General features: G+C 34.8%; 27 protein-coding genes. 15 read left to right on the top strand and 12 right to left on the bottom strand.

The window, feature by feature from the left end:
- Positions 1-15 precede the first annotated feature (15 nt).
- From BHX94_RS09865 to BHX94_RS09840, 6 genes are all read left to right on the top strand, one after another.
- The gene (locus BHX94_RS09865; protein ID WP_111746312.1) at positions 16-1,524 is read left to right on the top strand and encodes an aminotransferase class I/II-fold pyridoxal phosphate-dependent enzyme; all 1,509 of its coding nucleotides are present in this window, start codon (positions 16-18) and stop codon (positions 1,522-1,524) included.
- A 2-nt stretch (positions 1,525-1,526) separates the two neighbouring features.
- Entirely contained in the window at positions 1,527-1,952 is a 426-nt protein-coding gene (gene speD / locus BHX94_RS09860) for an adenosylmethionine decarboxylase (RefSeq protein ID WP_111746310.1), read from the top strand.
- A 13-nt stretch (positions 1,953-1,965) separates the two neighbouring features.
- The gene (gene speE, locus BHX94_RS09855) at positions 1,966-2,826 is read left to right on the top strand and encodes a polyamine aminopropyltransferase (RefSeq protein WP_111746308.1); all 861 of its coding nucleotides are present in this window, start codon (positions 1,966-1,968) and stop codon (positions 2,824-2,826) included.
- Complete coding sequence (gene speB / locus BHX94_RS09850; RefSeq protein WP_111746306.1) at positions 2,810-3,661, top strand: agmatinase; 852 nt, start codon at positions 2,810-2,812, stop codon at positions 3,659-3,661. Before speE ends, speB begins: the two co-directional genes overlap by 17 nt.
- A 92-nt stretch (positions 3,662-3,753) precedes the next feature.
- A complete protein-coding gene (locus BHX94_RS09845) occupies positions 3,754-4,995 on the top strand; it encodes an MFS transporter (RefSeq protein ID WP_111746304.1) in 1,242 nt (413 codons plus the stop codon).
- Positions 4,996-5,080: 85 nt separating this feature from the next.
- On the top strand, positions 5,081-5,482 hold the full coding sequence (locus tag BHX94_RS09840) for a YolD-like family protein (protein WP_111746302.1): 402 nt from the start codon (positions 5,081-5,083) through the stop codon (positions 5,480-5,482).
- A gap of 25 nt (positions 5,483-5,507) precedes the next feature.
- On the opposite strand, the gene BHX94_RS09835 is transcribed toward BHX94_RS09840, so the two are convergent.
- From BHX94_RS09835 to BHX94_RS12875, 4 genes are read right to left on the bottom strand one after another with little or no spacing between them, the layout of a single operon-like run.
- Positions 5,508-6,119, bottom strand: coding sequence for a response regulator transcription factor (locus BHX94_RS09835; protein ID WP_111746300.1), 612 nt, complete (start codon positions 6,117-6,119; stop codon positions 5,508-5,510).
- A gap of 10 nt (positions 6,120-6,129) precedes the next feature.
- Positions 6,130-8,103 (bottom strand): sensor histidine kinase, encoded by a 1,974-nt coding sequence (locus BHX94_RS09830; protein ID WP_111746298.1) that lies wholly within the window; start codon positions 8,101-8,103, stop codon positions 6,130-6,132.
- Complete coding sequence (locus BHX94_RS09825; protein WP_111746296.1) at positions 8,087-8,896, bottom strand: isoprenoid biosynthesis enzyme family protein; 810 nt, start codon at positions 8,894-8,896, stop codon at positions 8,087-8,089. Before BHX94_RS09825 ends, BHX94_RS09830 begins: the two co-directional genes overlap by 17 nt.
- 1 nt (position 8,897) lies before the next feature.
- A complete protein-coding gene (locus BHX94_RS12875; protein ID WP_170120824.1) occupies positions 8,898-9,074 on the bottom strand; it encodes a hypothetical protein in 177 nt (58 codons plus the stop codon).
- A 302-nt stretch (positions 9,075-9,376) separates the two neighbouring features.
- On the opposite strand from BHX94_RS12875, the gene BHX94_RS09820 reads away from it, so the two are divergent.
- Positions 9,377-10,681, top strand: coding sequence for an LPXTG cell wall anchor domain-containing protein (locus BHX94_RS09820; RefSeq protein WP_111746294.1), 1,305 nt, complete (start codon positions 9,377-9,379; stop codon positions 10,679-10,681).
- Between the two features lie 38 nt (positions 10,682-10,719).
- On the opposite strand, the gene BHX94_RS09815 is transcribed toward BHX94_RS09820, so the two are convergent.
- Entirely contained in the window at positions 10,720-11,241 is a 522-nt protein-coding gene (locus tag BHX94_RS09815; RefSeq protein ID WP_111746292.1) for a hypothetical protein, read from the bottom strand.
- A gap of 59 nt (positions 11,242-11,300) precedes the next feature.
- Positions 11,301-11,471, bottom strand: coding sequence for a hypothetical protein (locus tag BHX94_RS12870; RefSeq protein WP_170120823.1), 171 nt, complete (start codon positions 11,469-11,471; stop codon positions 11,301-11,303).
- A gap of 129 nt (positions 11,472-11,600) precedes the next feature.
- On the opposite strand from BHX94_RS12870, the gene BHX94_RS09810 reads away from it, so the two are divergent.
- Both BHX94_RS09810 and BHX94_RS09805 read left to right on the top strand, forming a co-directional pair.
- The gene (locus BHX94_RS09810) at positions 11,601-11,978 is read left to right on the top strand and encodes a hypothetical protein (RefSeq protein ID WP_111746291.1); all 378 of its coding nucleotides are present in this window, start codon (positions 11,601-11,603) and stop codon (positions 11,976-11,978) included.
- A 249-nt stretch (positions 11,979-12,227) separates the two neighbouring features.
- The gene (locus tag BHX94_RS09805) at positions 12,228-13,751 is read left to right on the top strand and encodes a M4 family metallopeptidase (protein ID WP_111746289.1); all 1,524 of its coding nucleotides are present in this window, start codon (positions 12,228-12,230) and stop codon (positions 13,749-13,751) included.
- 121 nt (positions 13,752-13,872) lie between these two features.
- Here the strand turns inward: BHX94_RS09805 and BHX94_RS09800 are convergent, their stop codons facing one another.
- From BHX94_RS09800 to BHX94_RS09790, 3 genes are read right to left on the bottom strand one after another with little or no spacing between them, the layout of a single operon-like run.
- Positions 13,873-14,250 carry a hypothetical protein gene (locus BHX94_RS09800; protein ID WP_111746287.1) on the bottom strand — a complete coding sequence of 126 codons (378 nt, stop codon included), beginning with the start codon at positions 14,248-14,250 and terminating at the stop codon, positions 13,873-13,875.
- Between the two features lie 10 nt (positions 14,251-14,260).
- The gene (locus tag BHX94_RS09795) at positions 14,261-14,635 is read right to left on the bottom strand and encodes a hypothetical protein (RefSeq protein ID WP_111746285.1); all 375 of its coding nucleotides are present in this window, start codon (positions 14,633-14,635) and stop codon (positions 14,261-14,263) included.
- An 11-nt stretch (positions 14,636-14,646) separates the two neighbouring features.
- A complete protein-coding gene (locus BHX94_RS09790) occupies positions 14,647-14,853 on the bottom strand; it encodes a helix-turn-helix transcriptional regulator (RefSeq protein WP_096075866.1) in 207 nt (68 codons plus the stop codon).
- Between the two features lie 120 nt (positions 14,854-14,973).
- On the opposite strand from BHX94_RS09790, the gene BHX94_RS09785 reads away from it, so the two are divergent.
- Entirely contained in the window at positions 14,974-16,011 is a 1,038-nt protein-coding gene (locus BHX94_RS09785; protein ID WP_111746283.1) for a C45 family autoproteolytic acyltransferase/hydrolase, read from the top strand.
- Between the two features lie 31 nt (positions 16,012-16,042).
- Here the strand turns inward: BHX94_RS09785 and BHX94_RS09780 are convergent, their stop codons facing one another.
- Positions 16,043-16,801 (bottom strand): NUDIX hydrolase, encoded by a 759-nt coding sequence (locus BHX94_RS09780; protein ID WP_111746281.1) that lies wholly within the window; start codon positions 16,799-16,801, stop codon positions 16,043-16,045.
- A 188-nt stretch (positions 16,802-16,989) separates the two neighbouring features.
- On the opposite strand from BHX94_RS09780, the gene BHX94_RS09775 reads away from it, so the two are divergent.
- The 4 genes from BHX94_RS09775 (at position 16,990) to BHX94_RS09760 (ending at position 20,341) form a co-directional block, all read left to right on the top strand.
- Positions 16,990-18,030, top strand: coding sequence for an NADH:flavin oxidoreductase/NADH oxidase (locus BHX94_RS09775; protein WP_111746279.1), 1,041 nt, complete (start codon positions 16,990-16,992; stop codon positions 18,028-18,030).
- A complete protein-coding gene (locus tag BHX94_RS09770; protein WP_111746277.1) occupies positions 18,030-18,683 on the top strand; it encodes an HAD family hydrolase in 654 nt (217 codons plus the stop codon). Before BHX94_RS09775 ends, BHX94_RS09770 begins: the two co-directional genes overlap by 1 nt.
- A 60-nt stretch (positions 18,684-18,743) precedes the next feature.
- Entirely contained in the window at positions 18,744-19,190 is a 447-nt protein-coding gene (locus BHX94_RS09765) for an Hsp20/alpha crystallin family protein (RefSeq protein WP_170120822.1), read from the top strand.
- A gap of 98 nt (positions 19,191-19,288) precedes the next feature.
- Entirely contained in the window at positions 19,289-20,341 is a 1,053-nt protein-coding gene (locus BHX94_RS09760) for a S66 family peptidase (protein WP_242446686.1), read from the top strand.
- 113 nt (positions 20,342-20,454) lie between these two features.
- Here BHX94_RS09760 and BHX94_RS09755 read toward each other — a convergent pair whose 3' ends face one another.
- Both BHX94_RS09755 and BHX94_RS09750 read right to left on the bottom strand, forming a co-directional pair.
- Positions 20,455-21,684 carry an aminopeptidase gene (locus BHX94_RS09755; protein WP_111746273.1) on the bottom strand — a complete coding sequence of 410 codons (1,230 nt, stop codon included), beginning with the start codon at positions 21,682-21,684 and terminating at the stop codon, positions 20,455-20,457.
- A gap of 89 nt (positions 21,685-21,773) precedes the next feature.
- Positions 21,774-22,256, bottom strand: a complete 483-nt coding sequence (locus BHX94_RS09750; protein WP_111746271.1) for a hypothetical protein — start codon at positions 22,254-22,256, stop codon at positions 21,774-21,776.
- Between the two features lie 282 nt (positions 22,257-22,538).
- Between BHX94_RS09750 and BHX94_RS09745 the strand changes: the two genes are divergently transcribed.
- Positions 22,539-23,090 carry a thioredoxin family protein gene (locus BHX94_RS09745; protein WP_096075858.1) on the top strand — a complete coding sequence of 184 codons (552 nt, stop codon included), beginning with the start codon at positions 22,539-22,541 and terminating at the stop codon, positions 23,088-23,090.
- Positions 23,091-23,100 lie beyond the last annotated feature (10 nt).

The following is a 23,100-nucleotide window of genomic DNA, read 5'->3' as shown; positions in this document are numbered from 1 at the left end:
TTTAAGGAGTGGCCAATGACTCAAACATATTACTCCAAGGCTTTTCATAGTATCGATAAATCAAAGCATACATTGACGCCTTTATTTACGGCCTTAAAAGAGTACGAAGAACAACACGTTACAAGTTTTGATGTTCCAGGACATAAGCGTGGCCTGGATCCTGACTATAAATTGAACTACTATGGTACGCGTACTTTACGTCACGATGTAAATTCAATGCCAACGTTAGATAACTTTGATCATCCAACCAGTGTCATCCAGAAATCACAAGCTTTGATGGCTGATTTGTTTCAGGCAGAGGAAGCACACTTTTTATTAAATGGTACGACGTCTGGTATACAGGCAATGATTCTGTCTACACTCAAGCCGAAAGATAAACTGTTACTTCCAAGAAATGTTCATAAATCAGTACTGAATGCGATGGCACTCGCTGATGTTACACCTGTTTATATGGTACCTGAATTTGATACAGAATACGGGATTGCACATAATATCAGTGTAGAAACTATACGCAAAACGATTGCTGCACATCCCGATGCGAAGGCATTGTTCATTATGAACCCGACTTATTTCGGGGCAGTAAGCGATTTAAAAGAAATTGTTTCAATTGCACATAACGCTGGCATTCCTGTTCTTGTAGATGAAGCTCATGGTGCACATTACCGTTTCTCAGAGCACTTACCATTGTCCAGTATGGAAGCTGGTGCCGATATGGCAGCAACGAGCCTACACAAAACAGGCGGCTCATTTACACAGACGAGTGTCCTCCTGTTTAACAGTAAGCTGATTGATAAGCATAAGGTAAAGAGTATTATCAATATGCTGACATCAACTTCTGCATCATTTCTGCTGATGTCATCGCTTGATATTGCACGTCATCATTTAGCACTACACGGTGAAGAGAAGATCACCAATGTATTATCACTCGTTCAGTCATTTCGAGAAAGAATTAATAAAATTCCTGGTTTCTACATGTTAGAGCCAGAGAAGTTTAACAACAAATATCATCAGCAGTTAGACGAAACTAAACTGACCATCTATATTGATCATCGTCTTGATTTATCTGGTTTTGAAGTGTATCACCTACTACGTAGCGACTACGATATCCAAATGGAGCTTGCAGAACCTAATATCGTCATGGGGATTGTGTCATTTATGGATAATGAAAACGAATTGAATCAACTCTTTGATGCACTTTCAGCTATTAGCGCTAAACATTTTAACCTAAACAAACCTTTCGTCCCACCGATTCTGAAGCAAATGTCGATTCCGATGCAGAAGATGGGCTTGAGAGATGTCTTTTACTCTGAGACGAAAGTCGTTCAGATTGAAGATGCACTAAACGAAGTTTGTGCAGAAAGTTTAATGATCTATCCACCGGGTATTCCGATCCTGATGGCAGGTGAAATGATCACCCAGGAAGTCATCGACTACTGGAAATTTATTAACGACCAGCCAATTATTAAGATTGGCGCAGAAAACAAAAACGAAGTATTTATAATTGATAATAAAGGAGATATTTAATAATGAAATTAACTACACTTGGAAGACACGTTTTAATCGAATACTATAACTGTGACAAAGATATTTTAAAGGACCATGATAAAGTTGAAGAAATCATGAATGAAGCTGCCCGCGTAAGTGGTGCAACAATCGTGGAAAGCTGTTTTCATACATTCAATCCATACGGTGTAAGTGGTGCTGTTATCATCTCAGAATCACATTTAACAATCCACACATGGCCTGAATATGGTTACGCTTCAGTTGATGTATTCACTTGTGGTGATACTGTAGACCCATGGCGTGCAGAAGATTACTTACAGAAAGCTTTAAAAGCTGAACTTTCTGATTCATATGAAATCGGTCGTGGTATGGCTGATAAAATCCACAAATATTCTAAAGGTCAAATCGTCGTAGAATCATTCAAACCTGTTGAAGTAGCAGCTAAATAAGGAGGAATTGTACATGTTAGATTTATGGTATACAGAAAATCACACGGATAACGTGAAATTCTCTATTAAAACAACTGAGCATATCTTAACCGAAAAAACACCATTCCAGCAAATTGATTTCTTCAAGTCAGAAGAATTCGGTACTTTCTTTACTTTAGATGGTTTAATGATGGTTAACGAAAAAGATGAATTCGTGTATCACGATATGATTACACACGTTGCAATGGCAACAAATCCTAACATTAAGAAAGTGCTTGTTATCGGTGGTGGTGACGGTGGTACTGTACGTGAGTTAACACGTTACGCATCTATCGAGCAAATTGATATGGTAGAAATTGATGAACGTGTTGTACGTTTATCTCAAGAATATCTTCCAATCACTGCAGGGAAACTTGAAGATCCACGTGTCACTTTATTATTCGAAGACGGTTTAGCCTATGTGAAGAACAAAGAAGATGATTACTATGACCTTATCTTAGTGGACTCTACGGACCCAATAGGTCCTGGTGAAGGTTTATTCTCACATGATTTCTACAACAACTGTTTCCGTGTATTAACAGATGACGGTATATTAATCAATCAGCATGAATCACCTTACTACCCAAGTTACGCACATGAAATGAAACGTGCACACTCTAAGATCAAAGGTCTGTTCCCGATTACGCGTGTGTACCAGTTCCATATGCCGACGTATCCATCTGGTCACTGGTTATTCGGATTTGCTTCTAAGAAGTTCGATCCTTTAAAAGATGCTGACTTAGATGCATGGAACGCGCTTGGCTTAAAAACAAAATACTATAACACTGATATCCATACAGGTGCATTCGCCCTTCCAACATTCGTTAAGGAGATGCTCGATGATGCAACCGAATAAACATGTGTATATGAGTTGCGAAGCTTCATTTGAAGAAGCAACAACAGTAATATACGGTGCACCATTTGACGGTACGGTTTCAAACCGTCCTGGTACACGCTTTGCAGCTGATGCAATCCGTTCTGAATCCTATGGTCTTGAAACATATAGCCCATTCTTAAACAAAGACTTAGAAGACGTTCGCATTATGGATTCAGGCGACGTTGATATTACAATCGGCAACAAAGTGAAAGTGTTAGAAGAACTTGAAGAGACAGCACGTACGATTTTAAATGCAGGCAAACTGCCGTTTATGATTGGGGGCGAACACTTAGTAACGCTTGGCCCTATGCGTGCTGTTCTTGAAAAGTATCCGGATACGGTTCTTGTGCAACTCGATGCACATACGGACTTACGTGATGACTATATGGGGGAACCATTATCTCACGCGACAATCGTACGCCGCATACATGACCTTATCGGTGATAACAGAATTTATCAGTACGGTATTCGTTCAGGTACGAAAGAAGAGTTCGACTGGAGCGATACACATACAATTCTTGAGAAGTTTTCAATTGATACATTAAAGAATTTACCCGGTATTATCGGTAATACGCCTGTATATGTTACAATTGATCTGGATTGCCTAGACCCATCAATCTTTCCTGGCACAGGAACACCTGAACCTGGTGGATTAACTTATAAAGAACTTGAACCTGCATTTAAAGTCTTCGAACAACTGAACGTTGTTGCAGCAGATATCGTAGAATTGTCACCACCATACGACCACAGTGGCGTTTCTAATGCAGTTGCTGCAAAAGTTGCACGTGAACTAATGCTTTCAATTACGAAATAAGTTAGAACTTTTGTTCTAGCTTATTTTTTTATGTATATTTTCAGATTATTATGAAATATAATAAGAATAAAAACAACTAGAGGTATCCCGTAATGAAATTTAAAGACTTTCCATCTAATGTTAAACTACGAATTATTTGTGGTTTCTTTGATCACGCTGCGTCAATGAGCGTTATGCCTTTTATGGTTTTATATATTGCTGATGAACTCGGTAAAGTCACTTCAGGTATCCTCATGTCACTGAATGTTATTTTCGGATTGCTTTGTAATCTTGTCGGTGGCTACTTTGCAGACCGCTTCAGTCGGAAAGGACAGCTTATCTGGGGACAATCTATATTTGCTATCCTTTTTACAGTGATGGCGATTTTCATTCACCCGGATATTAATCTTGCATGGCTTGTGGCCATTATCTTTATGTGTCTCGCTATTCCTAGTGCTATGATTTTTCCGGCACTTGAAGCATTGATCATTGATTCTACCGATGAAGTAAGCAGAAAATCAGTTTATGTGACGACATACTGGTCTAATAACCTCGCTACTGCTGTCGGAACAGCAATTGGTGGACTATTTTATAAAGAACATCGATTCCTGCTCTTTATCATTATCATTGCAATCATGTTAATTAATACGTTTATCTTCTACAAGTTTTTAAAAGATCCAACGACCGAAAAAGAGAAAGTCATCGTTGATATGCACTGGATGCGCGATCTATTCGGTAAATATAAAGTTGCTTTAAAGGACACACGCTTCGTGCTCTTCACTGCTGCTGCCGTATTTATCTTCTCTGCTGAATTTGCTTTAACAAACTATATCGGGGTACGTTTACATGAAGTATTTAAACCTATTGATTTGTTCGGTATACACATTGATGGTGTACGCATGATGAGTTTAATGCTCATTGAAAATACAGTACTTGTTGTAACGATCACTTTTCTTGTCAATAAACTCGTCGAACCATTTAATCAGCGTACAATGCTTGTCATTGGTGGACTAATGTACACATTCGGGTATGCATTAACGCATACAATTACAGTGTGGTGGATGCTCATGCTATGTATATTATTTGCAACTATCGGAGAATTGATTCAAAGTCCGATTTATTCTGTATATATGGCGAAACTGATGCCAGATGATGCACGCGCAAGCTATATCGCATTTAGTTCGCTTGGTTATAGCGGTGCAGGACTTGTAGCAAGTTCCGGTTTAATCGTGGGTGTTGTGTTAAACAGTGTAATGATGAGTGTCTATGTCGCACTTCTTGGCATTGTGGGTGTGACGCTGATTGTCATTGCTCTTAATCTCCCTGGTAAACATCAATTTAAAATGAACAAATAAGCAGTGGAAAATTCCACTGCTTATTTTCATTGAAAATAAGAACGTATGTTCGTATAATGAAAGAAAAGAAGAAGGATGTGAGACAATGATCCACCCTATCTATGGCGAAACTGATTACAGAAAAGTTGAACCGGAGCAACTGAACCGCAACATTCCTAAAGGACGCGGTATGATTAAATGGGCTCCATTTGCTACGATGCCACAACAATTCGCCGATGTACGACGACAAATAGAAAATCAAAATAAAGTTGAACGCCCAGAGCTTTCTGAAGATCGTATGCAGGAAATCAATGAAACATTACACATTGCACTTGCTAAACATCAGGATGTGACAATCGAATACTATATGGATGGTTATATTCAGTCTGTCGATATGACGATAGAGCAAATAGATCAATGGGCAGCCATTATCATAGGTTCTGTAACAAGTAATCATCAGACTTTCTTTATTTCATTTATGGATATCATCAATATTTACACCCATTAAAAAAACGCAGGACAATGTCCTGCGTCTATATTTTCGTTTCACTTTCTTCAATAATCCCTAGCTTTATCCCTTTAATTACAGCACCTAACCTTGATTCCACACCAAGCTTTCTAATCAGCTTCGTAATGTGATATTCAACCGTACGCTTACTGATAAATAAAGCTTCACTGATTTCCTGATTTTTCATATCTTTAGCAATCATACGCAAAATCTCTTTCTCCTGATCACTAAGCAAAGGTTTCGCTAATACCATATCATGCTTTAAATTTTGATTAAAATAGTAAACTGCACGTATGCCATCTACAAGTTTATCAGTAGATTCATCCTTTAAAATAAATCCGACCGCACCGTTTTCATAAGCTTTAATCTTATACTCTTCTAAGTTGTACCCACTAAGCATAATAAACTTTACTTTCGGATATTTTTTAGAATATGTCTTTACGATGTTTAAGCCATTCAAATCTTTTATTTTAATATCACACAGCACAATATTAGGCTGTAACGTTTTAATATAATGCGTGAGCAGATTCGGATCTGTAAATACTTTTAACACTGACAAATCGTCTTCAGCCTCAATAATCTTGGCAACCCCGTGACCGAATAATTCATGGTCATCAAGTATAATAATTTTTACCATGAAACCACCTCTATTCTAACGGCAATGTAACACTTACAATAAGACCTTGTCTGTATGCATTTTCGTCAAACACCGAAAATTCTACAGTACCATCAAACAAGTTTACCTGGTTTATCAAGTACTTTAACCCATTGTTAGATCCTCTTACTAAAATATCGGATACGTTATGATACGGGATACCTTTACCATCATCTGAAACTTTAAATGATAAAGATGAGATTGATTCAACCACTTCAACTTTAATATGTTTAGCATCGGCATGTTTTATCGCATTATTAATCAATTCTTTAATCATGCGATAACTACTAATTTTTATGAGTTTATCAATTATAACGTTGCTTTCCTGATAATCCAGCTGAATATCAATAATTGATTCATATAGATGACGACGAATTAAACTATTTAAACTTTCGTTTAACCCAAAGTCGTCTAAATCTGCCGGAAATAGATCCTCACATGCTTCACGAATCGCATAAATTGATTCATCTAGAATCTCTTCAATGTGCGCACGACTTCCATCTTTATCTAAAGATTTCGTCTCATTCAATGCGAGAATAATATTCTGCAAAATATCATCATGTAAGAAAAGCGATAAACGTTCGCGTTCTTCTTCAAGTGCAGCATGTGATAAATAAATACGATTCTTATAATCATCATCCATTAACTTCGTAGAATAGTTTTTCATAAAGAACTCAAACTGTTCTAATAAATGAACAAATTCAAGATATTTAAACTTTTCAGCCTCGGAAGAATGGATGGCTATAAATGCATTATTTACTGCAGTACGATGAACATATACGGTAATATCCTGCAGCTGATTAATCGCAATCGTTGAACGCTCATAAATCATATGCGTCTTAGAGATGATATCATCATAATTAAACGTTCCAGCCGGAAACTTATACTGTTCAGATTGGTCCTGCGTTTCAATAAATAAATAATAATTAGATAACTTAATATTATTCTGGATTAAAGTATCATATATATTTCCATTAATATTGTTTGTAATATTCACAGCACGATATTTTACAGTGTAACGATTACGGAAATAGTATAGTGCTACACATCCAACCAATAATAAGCTATGGAAAATGATTGCGGTAATGAGCAATGGATGCTCGATGAAAAATATATAGAACACAATCATAGAACATAACATCAATACATTCCAAATCTGGAACAAACCAAAGACAATAGATAAAAATGATTCTGAAACAATTATCTTGAATTTACAGAAAGAATAAAGTAAATACAATGGGAAGATAATGAGTGTCGGTAATAAATAGTAGTAAGGAATACTGCTATTAAAGAAATGCAAAAATAAATTAAGCGTAAACATCGGTAAAATACTAAGTAACAGCGAAGCAAGAATAAAATACAACTCACGACGAATCATACCGTGCGAGTTACGAATGATTGAGAAAATCACATAAAATACACTTAGCAATAAAATGATGCACACTGTGATGAGCATAAACATCGAGAATGTAACAAATTCACCGTGTCTTGCAGCAATATTCAATACTGTCGCAATTACGATAAGTACGATGATAAGATAATTGTTAAATCTAACAATACTACTTAAATGACTTGAACGCGAAAATACTGGGTATACACTAAAAAATTTAGACAACATCGCAAGTACAGTGAATAATAAAAATATTTCAATTGTTGTTACCCAGTCGTTAATTTCATCTCCATGTTTAGAAAATGAGATTGTATTTGCAAGTAAAAGACAAATAATAAAATAATGATTTAATACATAAGAAATAAAATTATTGAATAACTGATATAACATCGATGCAACAAAAAAATTGAATACTACTGTACATATAGTAAAAATCAAAATTTCTGTTTGATCGTCTCCTATGATAATGACTTCTTTACATGCAGCGTAGAATCGGAGATTAAGAATTAAAGTAAAAATAATAAAAAAGAAATATTGATAAATACCAAACTTCTTATTTCTAAAAATTGAATTCATCTTTCAGTCCCTTTAAATCATCTGACATTGATGGAAAAGCATCAAATAAAATAGTATATGCTTTTTCAATGTAATAATTATACAACAGTTTACAGTAATCTAAAGCCCCTGATTGAATAATATTTTCACGTGTACAGTTGATTAAATTTATATCCTCTGAAAAGAATATATATTTTATAAGTGGTAAATACATTTTTTTATCTTCAAAATCACTTTTTTCTTTAATAAGAATGCCATCAATATCGTTTTTTATTTGGGCAGCAATTCCAATATTGAGCATAAAATCTCTTAATGGTTGGTTTTCCTTATCAATTATTACAGCGATAAGTTCCATAAGTTTCCCTGATTTAGAGGTTGTCATCTTGATATAATCATCTTCAGTAATATTACTATACATATTATAAGTAAAATTTATATCTTCAAACTCACCATATCCAGATAAAGCGATTAAAGACATGATGTCTTCTCTTATTTCAATATCAAATAAGTTAATTGCTTTCATCATCACAATATGTGAAAGTACAATCTGTTGCTCATGGGATAATCCAGGCGTCGTCTGATCACCATCTACAGCATCATCAACAAGGTCAAATGCCCAAAAGACAAGCTGAATAGCAACAGAATTCTTTTGCATATCAGCTTGTCTTCGATTAAATAATTTACTAATAATATAATAATAATTTCCCCAGCCATCACGCTTAATCTTTTTTAAGGCATATGACTGAAGTTCATTTTTATGATTTTCTTCTAATTTCAAAGGAGAGATTATATCTTTAATATATTCTTCTAACATATCAAGGATCTTGAACCCATAAGTTAGTCTGCCCTCTGAAGTTTTGATGGATGGTAGAGTCAATTACAGTTACTACGTCTTCGCTAAATCCTAAATTTTTGTTTTGGTTTAGCAATTCTTCTAGAGATAAGTTCATTTCTTTCATCTTTAAAACAACTTGTTCTAACTCTTCTCTCATAATAATTTCCTCCATTCACTAAATGATATATTGCTAATATAATAATACACGAAATATTCAAAAAATTCGATAGAATTTAAAAAAATAATTACAATATTATTTCATTGTAGTCGATTTACTATTTTCACTTAATAACCATTTAATGGGCATTAACAAAGAAAAAACACCGTTTATATGACAATATATTAAACAATATAAATTACGTTTTAACTTACTAAATCAATTGTGAATTATTGGATACTCTATAGCACTTACTTTTGAATTATGTCATAATATATTCAACAAGCAAAAAGGAGTTCCATATGAAAAAAATACTTTTATCATTTGCTATTATGGCTTCCCTCACGACAGTTTCAACAGCACATGCCGAAGCAACCTCTACAGTACTTTATTTTCATGATATACACGATGAACCCATTAAAGACTTTCCTTTTATTATCAATGTAAACGAAGAAGAACAATCTCTTACTGCTTTAGATGATGGTTATTCAGTGATTGCTGAAGATATTAAAGTGATTGAAATAGCCGGACAAGAATATGAAATTAATCCTGGCGAACTGAATAATATCGAAGTTGTTAATCCCGAGAAAGTTATACCTTCTTCAGAAGATATGCCGGTGACTGAAACTCCTCTTCCAGAAGATAATCTAACGATTAAAGTTCATGCAGTAGATCGTTCATTTTTAAATCTAGAAGATGGTACCATTGTATATTTAAAATATGATGGAGAACTTGTTGATCAAGCTGAAGTATCAAACGGAAGCGTAACTTTTAATACAACTGAGCCACACAAGATCTATGAAGTAAGTTTCAACAAAACTATGGAATCAGATAATGTAAAGATTGAACCTGGTGAAGAGAAATTTTTAATCTTTGAAGCACAAACAAAGCCGATTAAACGAGATCGTTCTGTTGAATCGACAACTAAAAATTCACAGTTAAAAGAAACGATTCGCAAATCTCCTGATGATATACCACCATTACTTGCAAGAAGTAAGAAAGAAGATAGCTCTAATGAAGTAACGGATAGAGAACCGTCACGTACACGTAATTCAACTAATAATATTAACGTAAAACCACAGCTTCCAGTAAAACCACAGGCAGTAAATCCGATGAAACGTAATAGTGAGTCTTCAGTTACGTCTGGCACAACAAGTAAAGAAAATGGTTATTATAGTACTGAAAGTAATAATAATATTCCAGCAAATAATTATTCCAGCAACACAACAAGTAAAAAAAACACACGTCCATCATTTACATCGGATGATACGTCACAACAAAAAACGCTAAGTGATGACTATGCATCTGATAGCAGCTATGCATCGGGCAGCAATTATAATGACTATCGTAATAATAGCACTACCAACGGTTCTAGTGATCAATCTGATAGCGCTTCTGATAATCGTATTGGGAAAAGTTCGTATAATAATACTTCAACAAACAATGCAACAACGAACACAAAATCGACAAACAATGAAGAACAATATTTACCGCACACTGGTGAAGCAATGAGCTTATTACTCCCATTAGCTGGTCTTATGACAATCGCAGCGGGTGTTGCATTATTGTACTTCACACGTAAAAAGCGTGATGATGATATTATTTAATGAGAAAACGCACATGCTTATGGCATGTGCGTTTTAATTTATGTAATTTGAATTAGTCCATTACGAACTGAAAAATAAGTACCGAGTTTTGAAGTGCCTTGCATACCTTCAAAGATAAAGATACCACCACTATTAATCATTTGCTGAGATTCTAAAGAAGAAAATACAAATGTTCTATCTGCTTTTACATCTGTGAAACGATGCAATCTTCTCATAATTTGTTCAAAACCTCCAGTTTCTCCGATTGCTACGAAACCATCTGGTATGTGTCTGGCGATACGTTTAACATATTTATTAAATGAAGATGAGTGTGGGTTCCAGCTTACAATTGCAAGCACAGTTCCACCTGTACCTCCTAAACCTCCAAATTGTTCCCACAAAAATTTAAACTGATATGCTTTTATCAAATCAAGATTATTCCTACTACACCCTATTACGATATCATGAATAACTGGTCTTTCTTTTCTCATCAATTGAATCAGCTGTAACATTTCCTGCTCTGAATGAATATTTTCTAAACCATGTAATTCTTCTTGTGAAATAGATTGTAATGGACTCAATTGAACACCCCGGATAAATTTATTTTATGCAAAATAAAAAGACTCTAAATAACAGAGTCTTAAACATTTTCTGATTCAATTTTAGCAATGATTGCTTTCGTACGACGTTCGATATCTTCAAAATCTTTCTTAAAGCTGATAACAAATAAAGCTGCACCAGCAGTAACAATAACAGATAATACTAAAAATGTAATAAAGATTGCTTTGAATAGAGATTTAACAAATTCCATCTGTGTTTCACTCCTCTACTGATTCTTTAAATATATTTTACCACATGAGTAAAATGGAATGAAATAATTAATATTATATATTTAAGATTATGATATAGTATAAATAAAAAAGAAGATAGGATGAGACAAATGCCACACGTACATTTACTAGCTGCTTGGCAGAACAACAACATTGAAAAAATTAAAGAAATCATCGATAAAAATGTTCAAACGAATATCATCTATGATGACGGCATTAAATATGAACAAGGATATGATGAATTCATCGCAGGTATCCAGCGTTGTCTCGATGAAACCAAAAGCTCAAATTTAGAATGGCAATTCGATGTAATGCATAAAACTGAACGCGGTACAGCTAATGTAGTTATTATTAAAATATCTCGTGGTGATGAACATTATAATGTTTCAGAGAAAGCAGCATTATGTATATTTACTTTTGAGACAGTTGGAGAAAAAGATCGTAAATTGATTCGAGCATATGTTGAAAAAGGTGTAGCTAATAATTAGCTACATCTTTTTTTACTTTTTTAAATTAACATCTAATAAATTGTTAATTTTGTTAAATATCTTAAAATCAAAGGGTTTTGTTCAACATAAATTTTAAATAATTCTATGAAAAAGACATAGAATGAGTAAAATACGTTCATGTTAACTTTTTTGAGTAAAAATAATTGCGGTGTATACGAGTGTATTAAAATTGATAATCCGTATAATAAATCTTGTAATTAAATTTTAGACAAATAAGGAGTGTTATTAATGAATAAAAAGTACATTTTACCTGCTGTCGTATTATCATCGACTTTACTAGCAAGTTTATCTCAAGGCGAAACAGCTTTTGCTAAAACAGAAACAAGCAAATCACTTCACCACCTTCAGAAAGTACAATCAAAAATCGATGCAAAAAACTTCTTAAAATCTTTACCAGGTGACAAAGCTGCAAAGAAATTTTATAAACAATATGAAATTACAAAAGTAGAAAAAGACGATAAAGGATTCACACACTATACATTAAAACCTCATAATAACGGTAAAAAAGCACTAAATAAAGAAATTAAAATTCATGTTAACGATAAAAACCAGGTCGTTCATGTAAATGGTGAACTTGACCAAAAAGAAGTGAATCCAACAAATGTACAAAAATTATCTCAAGATCAAGCAGTTGATTTAGCATTTAAAGCAGTCGGTGCAGATAAAGATAAAGTAAAAAATCTTGATAACCGCAAAGTCGTTAAAAAAGCTGAAGTAGCGGTCAATGCAGATAAAAATAAATATGTGTACAATATCCAATTAATCTACGTTTCTCCAGAAGCTGCAAACTGGCACGTTCAAATTGATGCTGAAACTGGCGCAATTCTCAAAAAACAAAATATGTTATACGATGCTGCAACGACAGGTTATGGATACGGTGTTGATAATAAATATAAAAATTTAAATATCTTTCAGGAAGGTAGTTACTTCTATCTAGCCGATACTACACATACTGGGAATATTGAAACTTATGATGCTTCTAACACACAAACAAACTTCAATATCGTAAGAGACACTGATAAATACTTCACATCTTCAAGTCAAAAAGCAGCAGTTGATGCGCATTATTATGGCGATGTAGTTTACGATTACTTTAAAAATACTCACAATCGTGACTCTTACGACGGAAAAGGCGCACCTATCTACTCAGTAGTTCACTATGGTTCAAATTACAACAATGCATTCTGGAATGGCGAAGCTATGGTTTACGGCGATGGTGATGGTGTTACTTTCACTTCATTATCAGGTGCCAACGATATTATCGCACATGAATTAACACATGCTGTAACTGAACATACTGCAGGGCTTGTTTATGAAAATGAGCCAGGCGCAATTAATGAATCAATGTCGGACGTATTCGGTTACTTTGTAGACCCAGACTTCTTGATGGGTGAAGATGTTTATACACCGAGAAAAGCTGGGGATGCATTACGTAGTTTCTCACAACCAGAACTTTACAATCAACCATCGCATATGAATAACTACCAACGCTTACCTAACACTGAAAACGGTGACTGGGGTGGCGTACACATCAACTCAGGAATTCCTAACAAAGCATTCTACAATACTGTGACAAAAATGGATAAATCAAAAGCAGAACAAATTTATTACCGTGCATTATCTTACTACTTAACATCAACATCAAACTTTAAAGATACTAAAGCAGCATTAATTCAATCAGCTTTAGACTTATATGGTCAAACTGAAGCAAATACTATCAAAGCAGCTTGGGATGCAGTTGGTGTTTACTAGTAGTTGATTTTAGAAATGATTATGGGCCGATTCTTTTGATGAATCGGCCCATTTTGTTTGTTTTGGGGCGGTTATCGATTAGAACCGACCATCACTATTCATGCTCAACTTAAATTTTTATTCACATGATAAATTTACTAAGAATTACTCTAGCTATTGATTGTATAAGGATACAAACCGCCATCGGTATGATAATATACATTTCTTTAGAAAGATGAAAAAAACTAAACGAAGCTCCAATGTATAATACAGCCCATATAATATATAAACACATTGTCATCCATCTAAAACTTTCAAGTAATACACGTTGATCCCTTTCATCATCCACTTCAGCACCAGGTTCTATTGCATTAATTAAATAACTTAATCCTACTGCCATAATCATAATTCCTCCATCCATAGTAAACCCTGAAGTGATATAAGCAATAAGGATCATCGAAGTAATTGCCGTACCAAAAATAATCAATTCTCCTCTACTAAGTTTTCTTCTACTAAACATACACATCCTCCTAATATTTTCGCCATAGCATGAAATTACTCACTGAAAAAGATAAAAACATTATAGCCAAAATTATCACAATTGCACTTTCTGCTCTTATAGTGATTAATCCAAACGTATAAAGTGTAAAAAATAGCATCCCTGTAAGTAGTGTCACCATATAAGATGTTTTAAATGCTCTATTGCTTAATGCGACAACGCGTTCATCTAACAATTCATCTCGATTTTGTATTCCCATTAAAATCATATGAATGCCAAGTACTAACTGCATCGCATATAGTTCCGGTTTCTCGAATATCACAACCATAAAAAATAACGACATCAGTAACAATCCACCACCAAGAAAATATAGCATCGGTCTATTGCCTTCTAAATGATTAAACATACGCATCCTCCTCACTCATAGTCACTTTCTTCTAATATAAAAATTGCTTCAACACTTACATTAAAAACTTCAGCAATCATCATTCCAAGTGGTAATGATGGATTATACTTCCCTTTTTCAATTGAAATAATGGTTTGTCTTGATACCTTCAGTTGTTTTGCTAATGTTTCCTGTGAGTATCCATGTAACTTTCTAAATTCAGCTAATTTATTCTTCATACACTCACCTCTTCAATATCATTATAATGTAAAGCTTCCTTTACGTAAAGTTCACTTTACATTATTCATTCTATTTATTCTTTGTTATACTTTCTCTATAGTGTTTACGGAGGTGTATCAATGCAACAAGTTAAAAGTGTAATCACAGAGTTTCGTGGGAGTCATTTCGATTTCGGCATAGAACAGGGAAAGTGGCTTCAAACAACATTAATGATGGAGAATCGCGCACGTGAATGGCGTATTCGTCGCCCACGTTTCGATATAGATATTCAGGAGACAAAAGCTGCATTTAAACGTTTCGCGCCAGGTATCTGGGAAGAATTGCTTGGATTGCAGGCTGTATTAAAGATGGATATGACTCAAATCATACAGAACTTTGGTCATTACCGAGTGTATGCTAAACCTAGCGGATGTAGTGTATTCACCACGGAAAATTTTTTAGTTAGAAACTATGATTATCATCCTGCTACTTATGATGGCCGCTTCACCTTCTTCCAGCCAAATGATTCCGGCTATGCAACGATGGCACCTGTTTCACGTATCACAGGTAGAATGGACGGGATGAACGAACATGGTCTTACGATGGGATATAATTTCATGCATCGCAAAATACCGGGAGACGGTTTCGTATGTTATATGATTGGTCGTATGATACTTGAGTGTTGTCAGTCGGTTGATGATGCTGTGCAATTCTTAAAGGAAATTCCACACCGCTCTAGTTTCAGCTACATTCTGCTTGATAAAAAAGGTATTACGCAAATCGTCGAAGCCACACCGCGCGACATCATTGTACGTGAACATCATTACTGCACAAATCACTTCGAAGTGTTAACACATGAGAATCGACGTGCACTAACAGATTCTGAGATGCGGATGCGTAATTTAAAAGCGCAGACAAATAGTAATACGGATGCCGCTAATGCATTTAAAATAATGAATGACCCTGAAGCTGGCATATTCAGCGAACTATATTCCAGCTGGAGCGGAACGATTCATACAAGTTGTTACTTCCCTAAAGATTTAAGCGTCCAATTTGCGCTCGGTGGTAACAATACACCAACAACCTTAAATTTTCAGGATTGGTTAGATGGTAAACCACTACCAGTACAATCGTTTACGGGACAAATCAACAGCGATATTACTTTTGCCAGTGAATAAAATAAACCCTGAATCGACGTAGATTCAGGGTTTATTTAAATGATTGAATTATTTTATACGGATTATTCTCATACAGATCAAATTTTTGTGCTTTTTTCTCTAATGCATTAAGTATGCGGTCTTCCGAAACTTTACGTGTCACAAACTTCGAAATATTCTTTTTATTGATAGCATAAAATCCAACATCCGTTGTCTCTTCATCACCATTTTGCAATGTACCGCCAATCACTTCACCTAAAAAAGTAAAATTGACGATCCCGCTCGTTTTGTTATGCGAACTGTACAATAAACCTTTAATCGCGACATCTAATCCAGTTTCTTCTTTTACTTCTCGCACTGCACCACTAATCATATCCTCATCTTTATCTAATCGACCCCCAGGTAATTCTAACGTGTCACTACGATGTAAACTTCTTACCAGTAACACTTCATCTTTTTCATTCTGTACGAGTACATTTGTAGAGACGATATGTAAGTCCATCTTATAATCACCAGTCGGCGTTATGATCATATCTTTCTTTGAAATAATCCACTTATCATTTGCTAACTTATCTGGTAATGAGTTTTGATAGTGTTTCGTCTTTTTACGGAGCTCAAAGAAATCTCGATAATGCTTTTCGTCTAAGTATCCCCAAATCTCTGTAATGATTGTCTTGTCCTCATTCACCCATCGACCGATCAACGTAACACCTAACTCTAAATAATTATTTAATACATGCTTATGGAAATAACGGTTTGTAGATTCGTAGCCATCAGGAATAATTTTAATCTCTGTTTTCACTTCAAACATCTCATACACACCCTTTACCTTCACTTACTTTTATTATACGTTATTTAAAATGATATTTCATTTAACTAAAATGTAAATTTAATTAATATTTAATTAATGCTACAGTTCAGCATTGTTATTCAAACAGATGTTTATCATTCTCCGGATAGAAGCTTTATAATAAATAAAAAAACTAAAGGAGCATCATTATGAAAACATTATTAAATACCCCTTATTCATTCAAAGGTCTGGAACTAAAAAACAGAATCGTCATGCCACCGATGTGTCAATATTCTGTAGAAAAAGAGGATGGAACGCCTACTGAATGGCATTACGTCCATTATGCATCACGTGCTGTTGGTCAAACGGGGCTTATTATTGTAGAAATGACAAATGTTGAACCAGAAGGTCGTATTACGAAAAACTGTCTTGGTTTATGGGATGATGCCCAAATTCCAGCTTATAAGCATATTGTAGAAGGTATTCATAATAATGGTGCCAAAGCTGCTATTCAAATTGCCCATGCAGGTAGAAAAGCTCGTGATGTTGAAACGCCAGTTTCATCATCTACAACGCCAGTAGAAGAACCTACAGATTTCGGTCCAATTCGCTATCCTCGTGAACTTTCAAACGAAGAAGTCAAAGCGATGGTCGTTAAATATAAAGAAAGTGTACGTCGAGCAGTTGAAGCTGGGTTTGATGCAATTGAACTTCACGGAGCACACGGTTATTTAATTCATCAATTCCATTCCCCAGGTATCAATAAACGTGACGATGAATACGGCAAGGACCTTTCATTGTTTGGCGTTGAAGTAATTAAAGCTGCAAAATCAGTAATGCCGGAAGATATGCCTTTAATCTTTAGAATTTCAGCACGAGAATATATGGATGGTGGCTATGATATAGAACATGCTTTAGCCATATCAGAAAAATATTTAAATGCTGGTGTCGACATGTTTCATATTTCTACAGGAGGTGAAGCACCTGCTGGCATTGATAAACCAGGTAACTATCCTGGCTATCAAGTACCATTTGCAAAACGCTTCAAAGAAAAGTTTGATGTACCCGTAATTGCTGTAGGTATTTTAGACGCACCCGAAACAGCTGAAATGACACTTCGTAACGATGATGCAGATTTAATTGCAGTCGGTCGCGGAATGCTTAACGATCCATACTGGGCAATCCATGCTGTGAAAGCATTACGCGATGATATTAATGTGCCTATGCAATATGAAAGAGGCATCCATTAATGTATCAACATATACTTTTTGATTTAGATGGCACGTTAACTGACCCTTATATGGGCATTACGAATAGCATTATCTATTCTCTGCAAAAATTAAATATTGAAGCCCCGGATAATGCAGCACTTATTCCGTTTATCGGTCCACCACTGCATGAAAGTTATGAAACTTTCTATCAATTATCAGGCGACAATAATGCCGAAGCAATCAGACTATACAGAGAATACTTCAGCGATAAAGGAATGTTTGAAAATGAAGTATATCCAGGCATTCCATTACTATTACAAGCATTAAAATCGATGGATAAAAAGTTGTATATCGCAACAAGTAAACCAACGTATTTTGCTGTACCGATTTTAGAACATTTTAATCTTGCACATTACTTCGAGTCTATTACCGGTAGTGAGTTAGATGGCACACGGACTAATAAAGCAGAAGTAATCCAGCATGTCATTGATACACACGGACTCAATAGAGATGAATGCATCATGATCGGTGATCGCAAACATGATATCATCGGTGGACAAAAGAATAATATCGATACAATCGGTGTACTCTATGGTTACGGAGATGTAGATGAGATTAGAGAGGCACAACCAACCTATACTATTGCAACCGTCGATTATTTATTAGATGCTATTACAAATGACACTCAATAATTTGACCATATTTGACCTTAGTGTTATGATAAATATATCAAATCAATAGGAGTGATGAACATGGATAATAAATATAGTATCTTTTCTCGCGGACAAAATGTATTTGATGTTGCAAACGACATGTTAACGAAATCGGTCAGTCAATTTGCAGATAACGCTTATAATCATAGTTTTAAGTTAGATATTAAAGAAACAAATAATGATTATACTGTTCATGTAGATTTACCAGGAATTAAACAGGAAGATATCCAACTAGACTATCAAAATGATGCATTAAGTATTACAGCGAAGCGCCTTGAAGAAACTGTAGTAGAGAACAATGAACATAACTATATTAAACGCGAACGCTCATTTGGTTCAATGCATCGTTCTTTATACTTACCAGATGTTCAGGTGGAAGCGATTAAAGCAACTTTTAAAAAAGATGGTACGCTAGATATCTTATTACCAAAACTACATGTTACTGAAGCACCAAAACAATCTATTAAAATAGACAATGAAATATAAATTAATAAAATGAGTAGCAGGAAATTAATCTTTTCCGACTACTCATTTTTTATATTCAGTTTTATTTTCTAAATTTTCTGATATAATTGAGATAATTTATGGAAAGTGGTGATATTATGCTTCAACTTAAGAAACCAAAACGCCTTAATAAAGGAGACACGATTGCGCTTGTTTCATCATCTTCAGGTTTAGCAGGCGAGCCAACGATGAAACATCGTACAACGCTTGGCATTAAACGTATTGAAGAGATGGGCTACAAAGTAAAAGTTATGCCTAACGCGTTAAAAGGTCTCGCATTTAACTATGATCATCCAAAAGCACGTGCTGAAGAGTTAATGGCAGCATTTATTGATCCGGAAGTTAAGGCGATTATCTCTACGCTTGGTGGCGATGATAGCGTACGTTTACTACCTTATCTGGATTTTGAGATCATTAGTCAGCATCCTAAAATCTTTATGGGTTATTCCGATTCAACGTTTACACATTTTGTTTGTTTAAAAGCTGGATTTTCAAGTTTTTATGGTTTGTCACTACTTACGGATTTTGCAGAAAATAATGCTTTTCCAGAGTATTCACGAAATCATTTTAATAAGACGCTTACTCAGAATGAAATCATCGGTGACATTCCGACATCAGACTTTGTATACAAACACGGATTAAGCTGGGATAAAGAAAATGAATTAATAGACCGTGAAAAAATTGATAATACTGGATATGACGTAGTAAATGGAAAAGGACAGGCAAGCGGACCGTTAATCGGCGGTTGTCTGGAGTTAATGATCTCTCTACGTGGCACTGATGTTTATCCAGATGAAACAGATTTTGATGGTGCAATATTATTTTTAGAAACCTCTGAAGTATTGATGCCACAATGGTTGATGGAAGATTTTATGCGTAGTTTAGGTGCATTAGGTACTTTAGACCGTATTAACGGCATTATATTTGGACGTCCTCAAAACGGTGATTTATATGATGAATATAAAGAAGTCGTTCAGAAGATCATGAAAGAATGGGGACATGAGGATAAACCGGTGTTGTTTAATGCATCATTTGGACATAATGAACCAAAATGTATTGTACCGTATGGACGAAATGCGGTAATTGATGCAGATAATAAAACATTTATTATTACTGAAAATGCCGTCGAATAAAAAATGAGTGGGCCGAAAACAATGTTTTTCGCCCACTCATTTATTATTTTGAAGTTAAAATGTGCTTGAGTGGGCGAATTATAACTTAAATCGACCACTCAACCTACTAAAAATTAAATTACCCAGTTACCATCTCTAAATACTGGTTCAACTGTGCCATCTTCTTTAATACCATCAATTGATAGATCACTGCCACCCATCATAAAGTCAACATGAATCATTGATTGATTTAACCCTTTATCCATCAATTCTTCTTTGGATAAAGATTTACCATCTTTAATCGCATTAGGGAACGAACGACCTAATGCAACGTGACAAGATGCATTCTCATCATATAACGTATTGTAATAAAGGATGCCAGAGTTAGAAATCGGAGAATCGTCTGGTACTAATGCAATTTCACCTAGACGACGTGCACCTTCATCATTGTTCAGCAAATTCTTCAGAACGTCATAACCGACTCCTGCTTCAAAGTCAGTAACCACACCGTCTTTAAACGTTAATTTAAAGTCATCTATAATTGCGCCTTGATAAGCAAGCGGGCGTGTATTACCGATAACACCATTAACTCGACGATAGTCTGGTGAAGTAAATACTTCTTCTGTCGGCATATTAACCTGAATCTCTACGCCGTCAGAGTTTATCGCACTCGCTCCTAACCATACATGTCCTTTCGTCAAACCAATTTCAACGTCTGTTGTAGATGATTTATAATGTAATTTATCATATGCTTTTTCATTCAACTGCTGTGCTTTTTTATTTAAAGTTTCATTATGTAGTTTCCATGCAGCTACAGGATCATCCTGATCGACACGCACTGCTTTTATCATCGCTTCAAGTAACTTTAACTTTGCATCTTCTCCTTTGAGTTCAGGGAATACAAGTTCACCCCATTTATCATTCGGAAATCCTACAATACACCAAGAGAAGTCATAACGACCAACTGCTCTTGAGAAATCTTTATTCGCTTCACCTAATGCTTTTGCCTGTGCAGCAATCTTTTTTGGGTCTGCATCTTTCAATAACTCAGGCGTTTGTGAATAGACACGTAAATGTGCTACTTTATTCTGTACAAAATCATTCGTTTCATCAATTCTATATTGCGGAATATGTTCAAACACTTCAATTGGCGCAAATTCAAATTTCATTTGAGATGATGGACCATCTGTTAGTTTCTGAATTACTTCTCTTGCACCTTTTTCATACGCTGCTTTTGTCACTTCACGTACAAAATCAATTGCATCAATATCAGCTGTTACTACAACCGTTTGGTCTGGTTGTACATTTAAACCTACGCTTACAACTGTTTCAGCATATTTTTTTACAATTTCTTTATAATTCATATAATTTCCTCCTCAATCTCTTATTGATATCATTATATCGGAAACCGAAGTAAATGAAAACAAAAAAGATGAGGCGACGATGTCACCTCTTACTCTGCAAATATTTCTATTCTTTTTACTTTATTATCTCTAAAGACAAATTTCATACCGATATGATGCTCTTTATCCTTATAATGAAATTGTGTCTGCTGTTTGGGTAATAACGACTTTTTATAAGTATTTCCGTATGCATCGATAACCTCTTGTTTCGAACTATCGATTGTAATATCACGACTCGTTTTAACAGCGGGGTTCTTAAATAAAGATACTGCTGTGATATGATTGTTTTTATTATCTTTTCTAATGATTAACCCTCTGCGTTTAACAGATCGATAAAATGTTCTACCTTCTAACTGAATACGTGCATCTTTCACAAAATCTTTATCTTTTTCTTCATACTCTTCACCAATTTTAACATCACCTAGGCGTTCTTCACTTAAATCATTGTCAGGCGTAGTACAATAGTTATATAACCATAATGCGATGCTGACACTTAGTATGAGCACGATAATAATTGATACGTATTTTTTCATACTTCTCACACTTTCCTATTTTATCTCTACTAATATACCATAAAATTACAAATGTTGAAAATAAAAAAAGATGGGTAGTTAAACTACCCATAGAGAAGACTTACATGTATGAAAAATTATTAGCTAAGGTAAGTGTATCACTTCACATCACGCTAAACATCCGTATATACCGTAATATTTATGAATTTATGTTCATTTATTTAGTGAAAATAATATCTTTTGTTTGATTATTCTGATATTGTTATAATACATTTATATTATTAAAGCTTACAGGAGGCACTTATGACGACTTTAATCGAATATTTTAATCAAGGCTTATCTTTAGAGCAATATATTAACCAAATGGAAGTAAATAAAGCAGAAATGCATAAAATCTATGAAACTTTTGAATTACCTGCAGATGATCCACGTTTACAAACTGTAAAAGACAAACACTTAAAGGCCATCGTCATCACTGAAGATTGGTGTGGTGACGCGATGATGAACTTACCTGTGCTAATGAAAATTGCGGAAGCGACAGATATGCCGTTAAGCATTAGTTTACGTGATTCAAATCCATCATTAATGGATCAGTATTTAACAAATGGAGGACGTTCTATTCCGAAATTTGTCTTCCTGGATGAATCGGGTAAAGAATATACAAACTGGGGTCCTCGCGCTGAGAAAGTTCAAAATTTTGTTATGGTTTTACGTAAAGATTTACCCGCTAAAGATGATAAACTTTTTGAATCTAAACAAAAAGAAGTCCACCATCAAATTCATGAAAAATATAAAAATACACCTGAATTCTGGAATGAAGTATACGAATCAATTATGGAACAGCTGACAAAATAGTCAGCTATTT

Origin of the sequence: Macrococcoides bohemicum (assembly GCF_003259675.1) — a bacterium.
Classification (GTDB): domain Bacteria; phylum Bacillota; class Bacilli; order Staphylococcales; family Staphylococcaceae; genus Macrococcoides; species Macrococcoides bohemicum.
The sequence above is the reverse complement of the archived record's forward strand: the minus strand, read 5'-3'. Positions and strand labels throughout refer to the sequence as shown.

Excerpts from the sequence above, each read along its gene's own strand:
- BHX94_RS09865 (WP_111746312.1), top strand. The coding sequence starts at position 16 with ATGACTCAAACATATTACTCCAAGGCTTTTCATAGTATCGATAAATCA.
- speD (WP_111746310.1), top strand. The coding sequence starts at position 1,527 with ATGAAATTAACTACACTTGGAAGACACGTTTTAATCGAATACTATAAC.
- speE (WP_111746308.1), top strand. The coding sequence starts at position 1,966 with ATGTTAGATTTATGGTATACAGAAAATCACACGGATAACGTGAAATTC.
- speB (WP_111746306.1), top strand. The coding sequence starts at position 2,810 with ATGATGCAACCGAATAAACATGTGTATATGAGTTGCGAAGCTTCATTT.
- BHX94_RS09845 (WP_111746304.1), top strand. The coding sequence starts at position 3,754 with ATGAAATTTAAAGACTTTCCATCTAATGTTAAACTACGAATTATTTGT.
- BHX94_RS09840 (WP_111746302.1), top strand. The coding sequence starts at position 5,081 with ATGATCCACCCTATCTATGGCGAAACTGATTACAGAAAAGTTGAACCG.
- BHX94_RS09835 (WP_111746300.1), bottom strand. The coding sequence starts at position 6,119 with ATGGTAAAAATTATTATACTTGATGACCATGAATTATTCGGTCACGGG.
- BHX94_RS09830 (WP_111746298.1), bottom strand. The coding sequence starts at position 8,103 with ATGAATTCAATTTTTAGAAATAAGAAGTTTGGTATTTATCAATATTTC.
- BHX94_RS09825 (WP_111746296.1), bottom strand. The coding sequence starts at position 8,896 with ATGTTAGAAGAATATATTAAAGATATAATCTCTCCTTTGAAATTAGAA.
- BHX94_RS12875 (WP_170120824.1), bottom strand. The coding sequence starts at position 9,074 with ATGAGAGAAGAGTTAGAACAAGTTGTTTTAAAGATGAAAGAAATGAAC.
- BHX94_RS09820 (WP_111746294.1), top strand. The coding sequence starts at position 9,377 with ATGAAAAAAATACTTTTATCATTTGCTATTATGGCTTCCCTCACGACA.
- BHX94_RS12870 (WP_170120823.1), bottom strand. The coding sequence starts at position 11,471 with ATGGAATTTGTTAAATCTCTATTCAAAGCAATCTTTATTACATTTTTA.
- BHX94_RS09810 (WP_111746291.1), top strand. The coding sequence starts at position 11,601 with ATGCCACACGTACATTTACTAGCTGCTTGGCAGAACAACAACATTGAA.
- BHX94_RS09805 (WP_111746289.1), top strand. The coding sequence starts at position 12,228 with ATGAATAAAAAGTACATTTTACCTGCTGTCGTATTATCATCGACTTTA.
- BHX94_RS09800 (WP_111746287.1), bottom strand. The coding sequence starts at position 14,250 with ATGTTTAGTAGAAGAAAACTTAGTAGAGGAGAATTGATTATTTTTGGT.
- BHX94_RS09795 (WP_111746285.1), bottom strand. The coding sequence starts at position 14,635 with ATGTTTAATCATTTAGAAGGCAATAGACCGATGCTATATTTTCTTGGT.
- BHX94_RS09790 (WP_096075866.1), bottom strand. The coding sequence starts at position 14,853 with ATGAAGAATAAATTAGCTGAATTTAGAAAGTTACATGGATACTCACAG.
- BHX94_RS09785 (WP_111746283.1), top strand. The coding sequence starts at position 14,974 with ATGCAACAAGTTAAAAGTGTAATCACAGAGTTTCGTGGGAGTCATTTC.
- BHX94_RS09780 (WP_111746281.1), bottom strand. The coding sequence starts at position 16,801 with ATGTTTGAAGTGAAAACAGAGATTAAAATTATTCCTGATGGCTACGAA.
- BHX94_RS09775 (WP_111746279.1), top strand. The coding sequence starts at position 16,990 with ATGAAAACATTATTAAATACCCCTTATTCATTCAAAGGTCTGGAACTA.
- BHX94_RS09770 (WP_111746277.1), top strand. The coding sequence starts at position 18,030 with ATGTATCAACATATACTTTTTGATTTAGATGGCACGTTAACTGACCCT.
- BHX94_RS09765 (WP_170120822.1), top strand. The coding sequence starts at position 18,744 with ATGGATAATAAATATAGTATCTTTTCTCGCGGACAAAATGTATTTGAT.
- BHX94_RS09760 (WP_242446686.1), top strand. The coding sequence starts at position 19,289 with ATGGAAAGTGGTGATATTATGCTTCAACTTAAGAAACCAAAACGCCTT.
- BHX94_RS09755 (WP_111746273.1), bottom strand. The coding sequence starts at position 21,684 with ATGAATTATAAAGAAATTGTAAAAAAATATGCTGAAACAGTTGTAAGC.
- BHX94_RS09750 (WP_111746271.1), bottom strand. The coding sequence starts at position 22,256 with ATGAAAAAATACGTATCAATTATTATCGTGCTCATACTAAGTGTCAGC.
- BHX94_RS09745 (WP_096075858.1), top strand. The coding sequence starts at position 22,539 with ATGACGACTTTAATCGAATATTTTAATCAAGGCTTATCTTTAGAGCAA.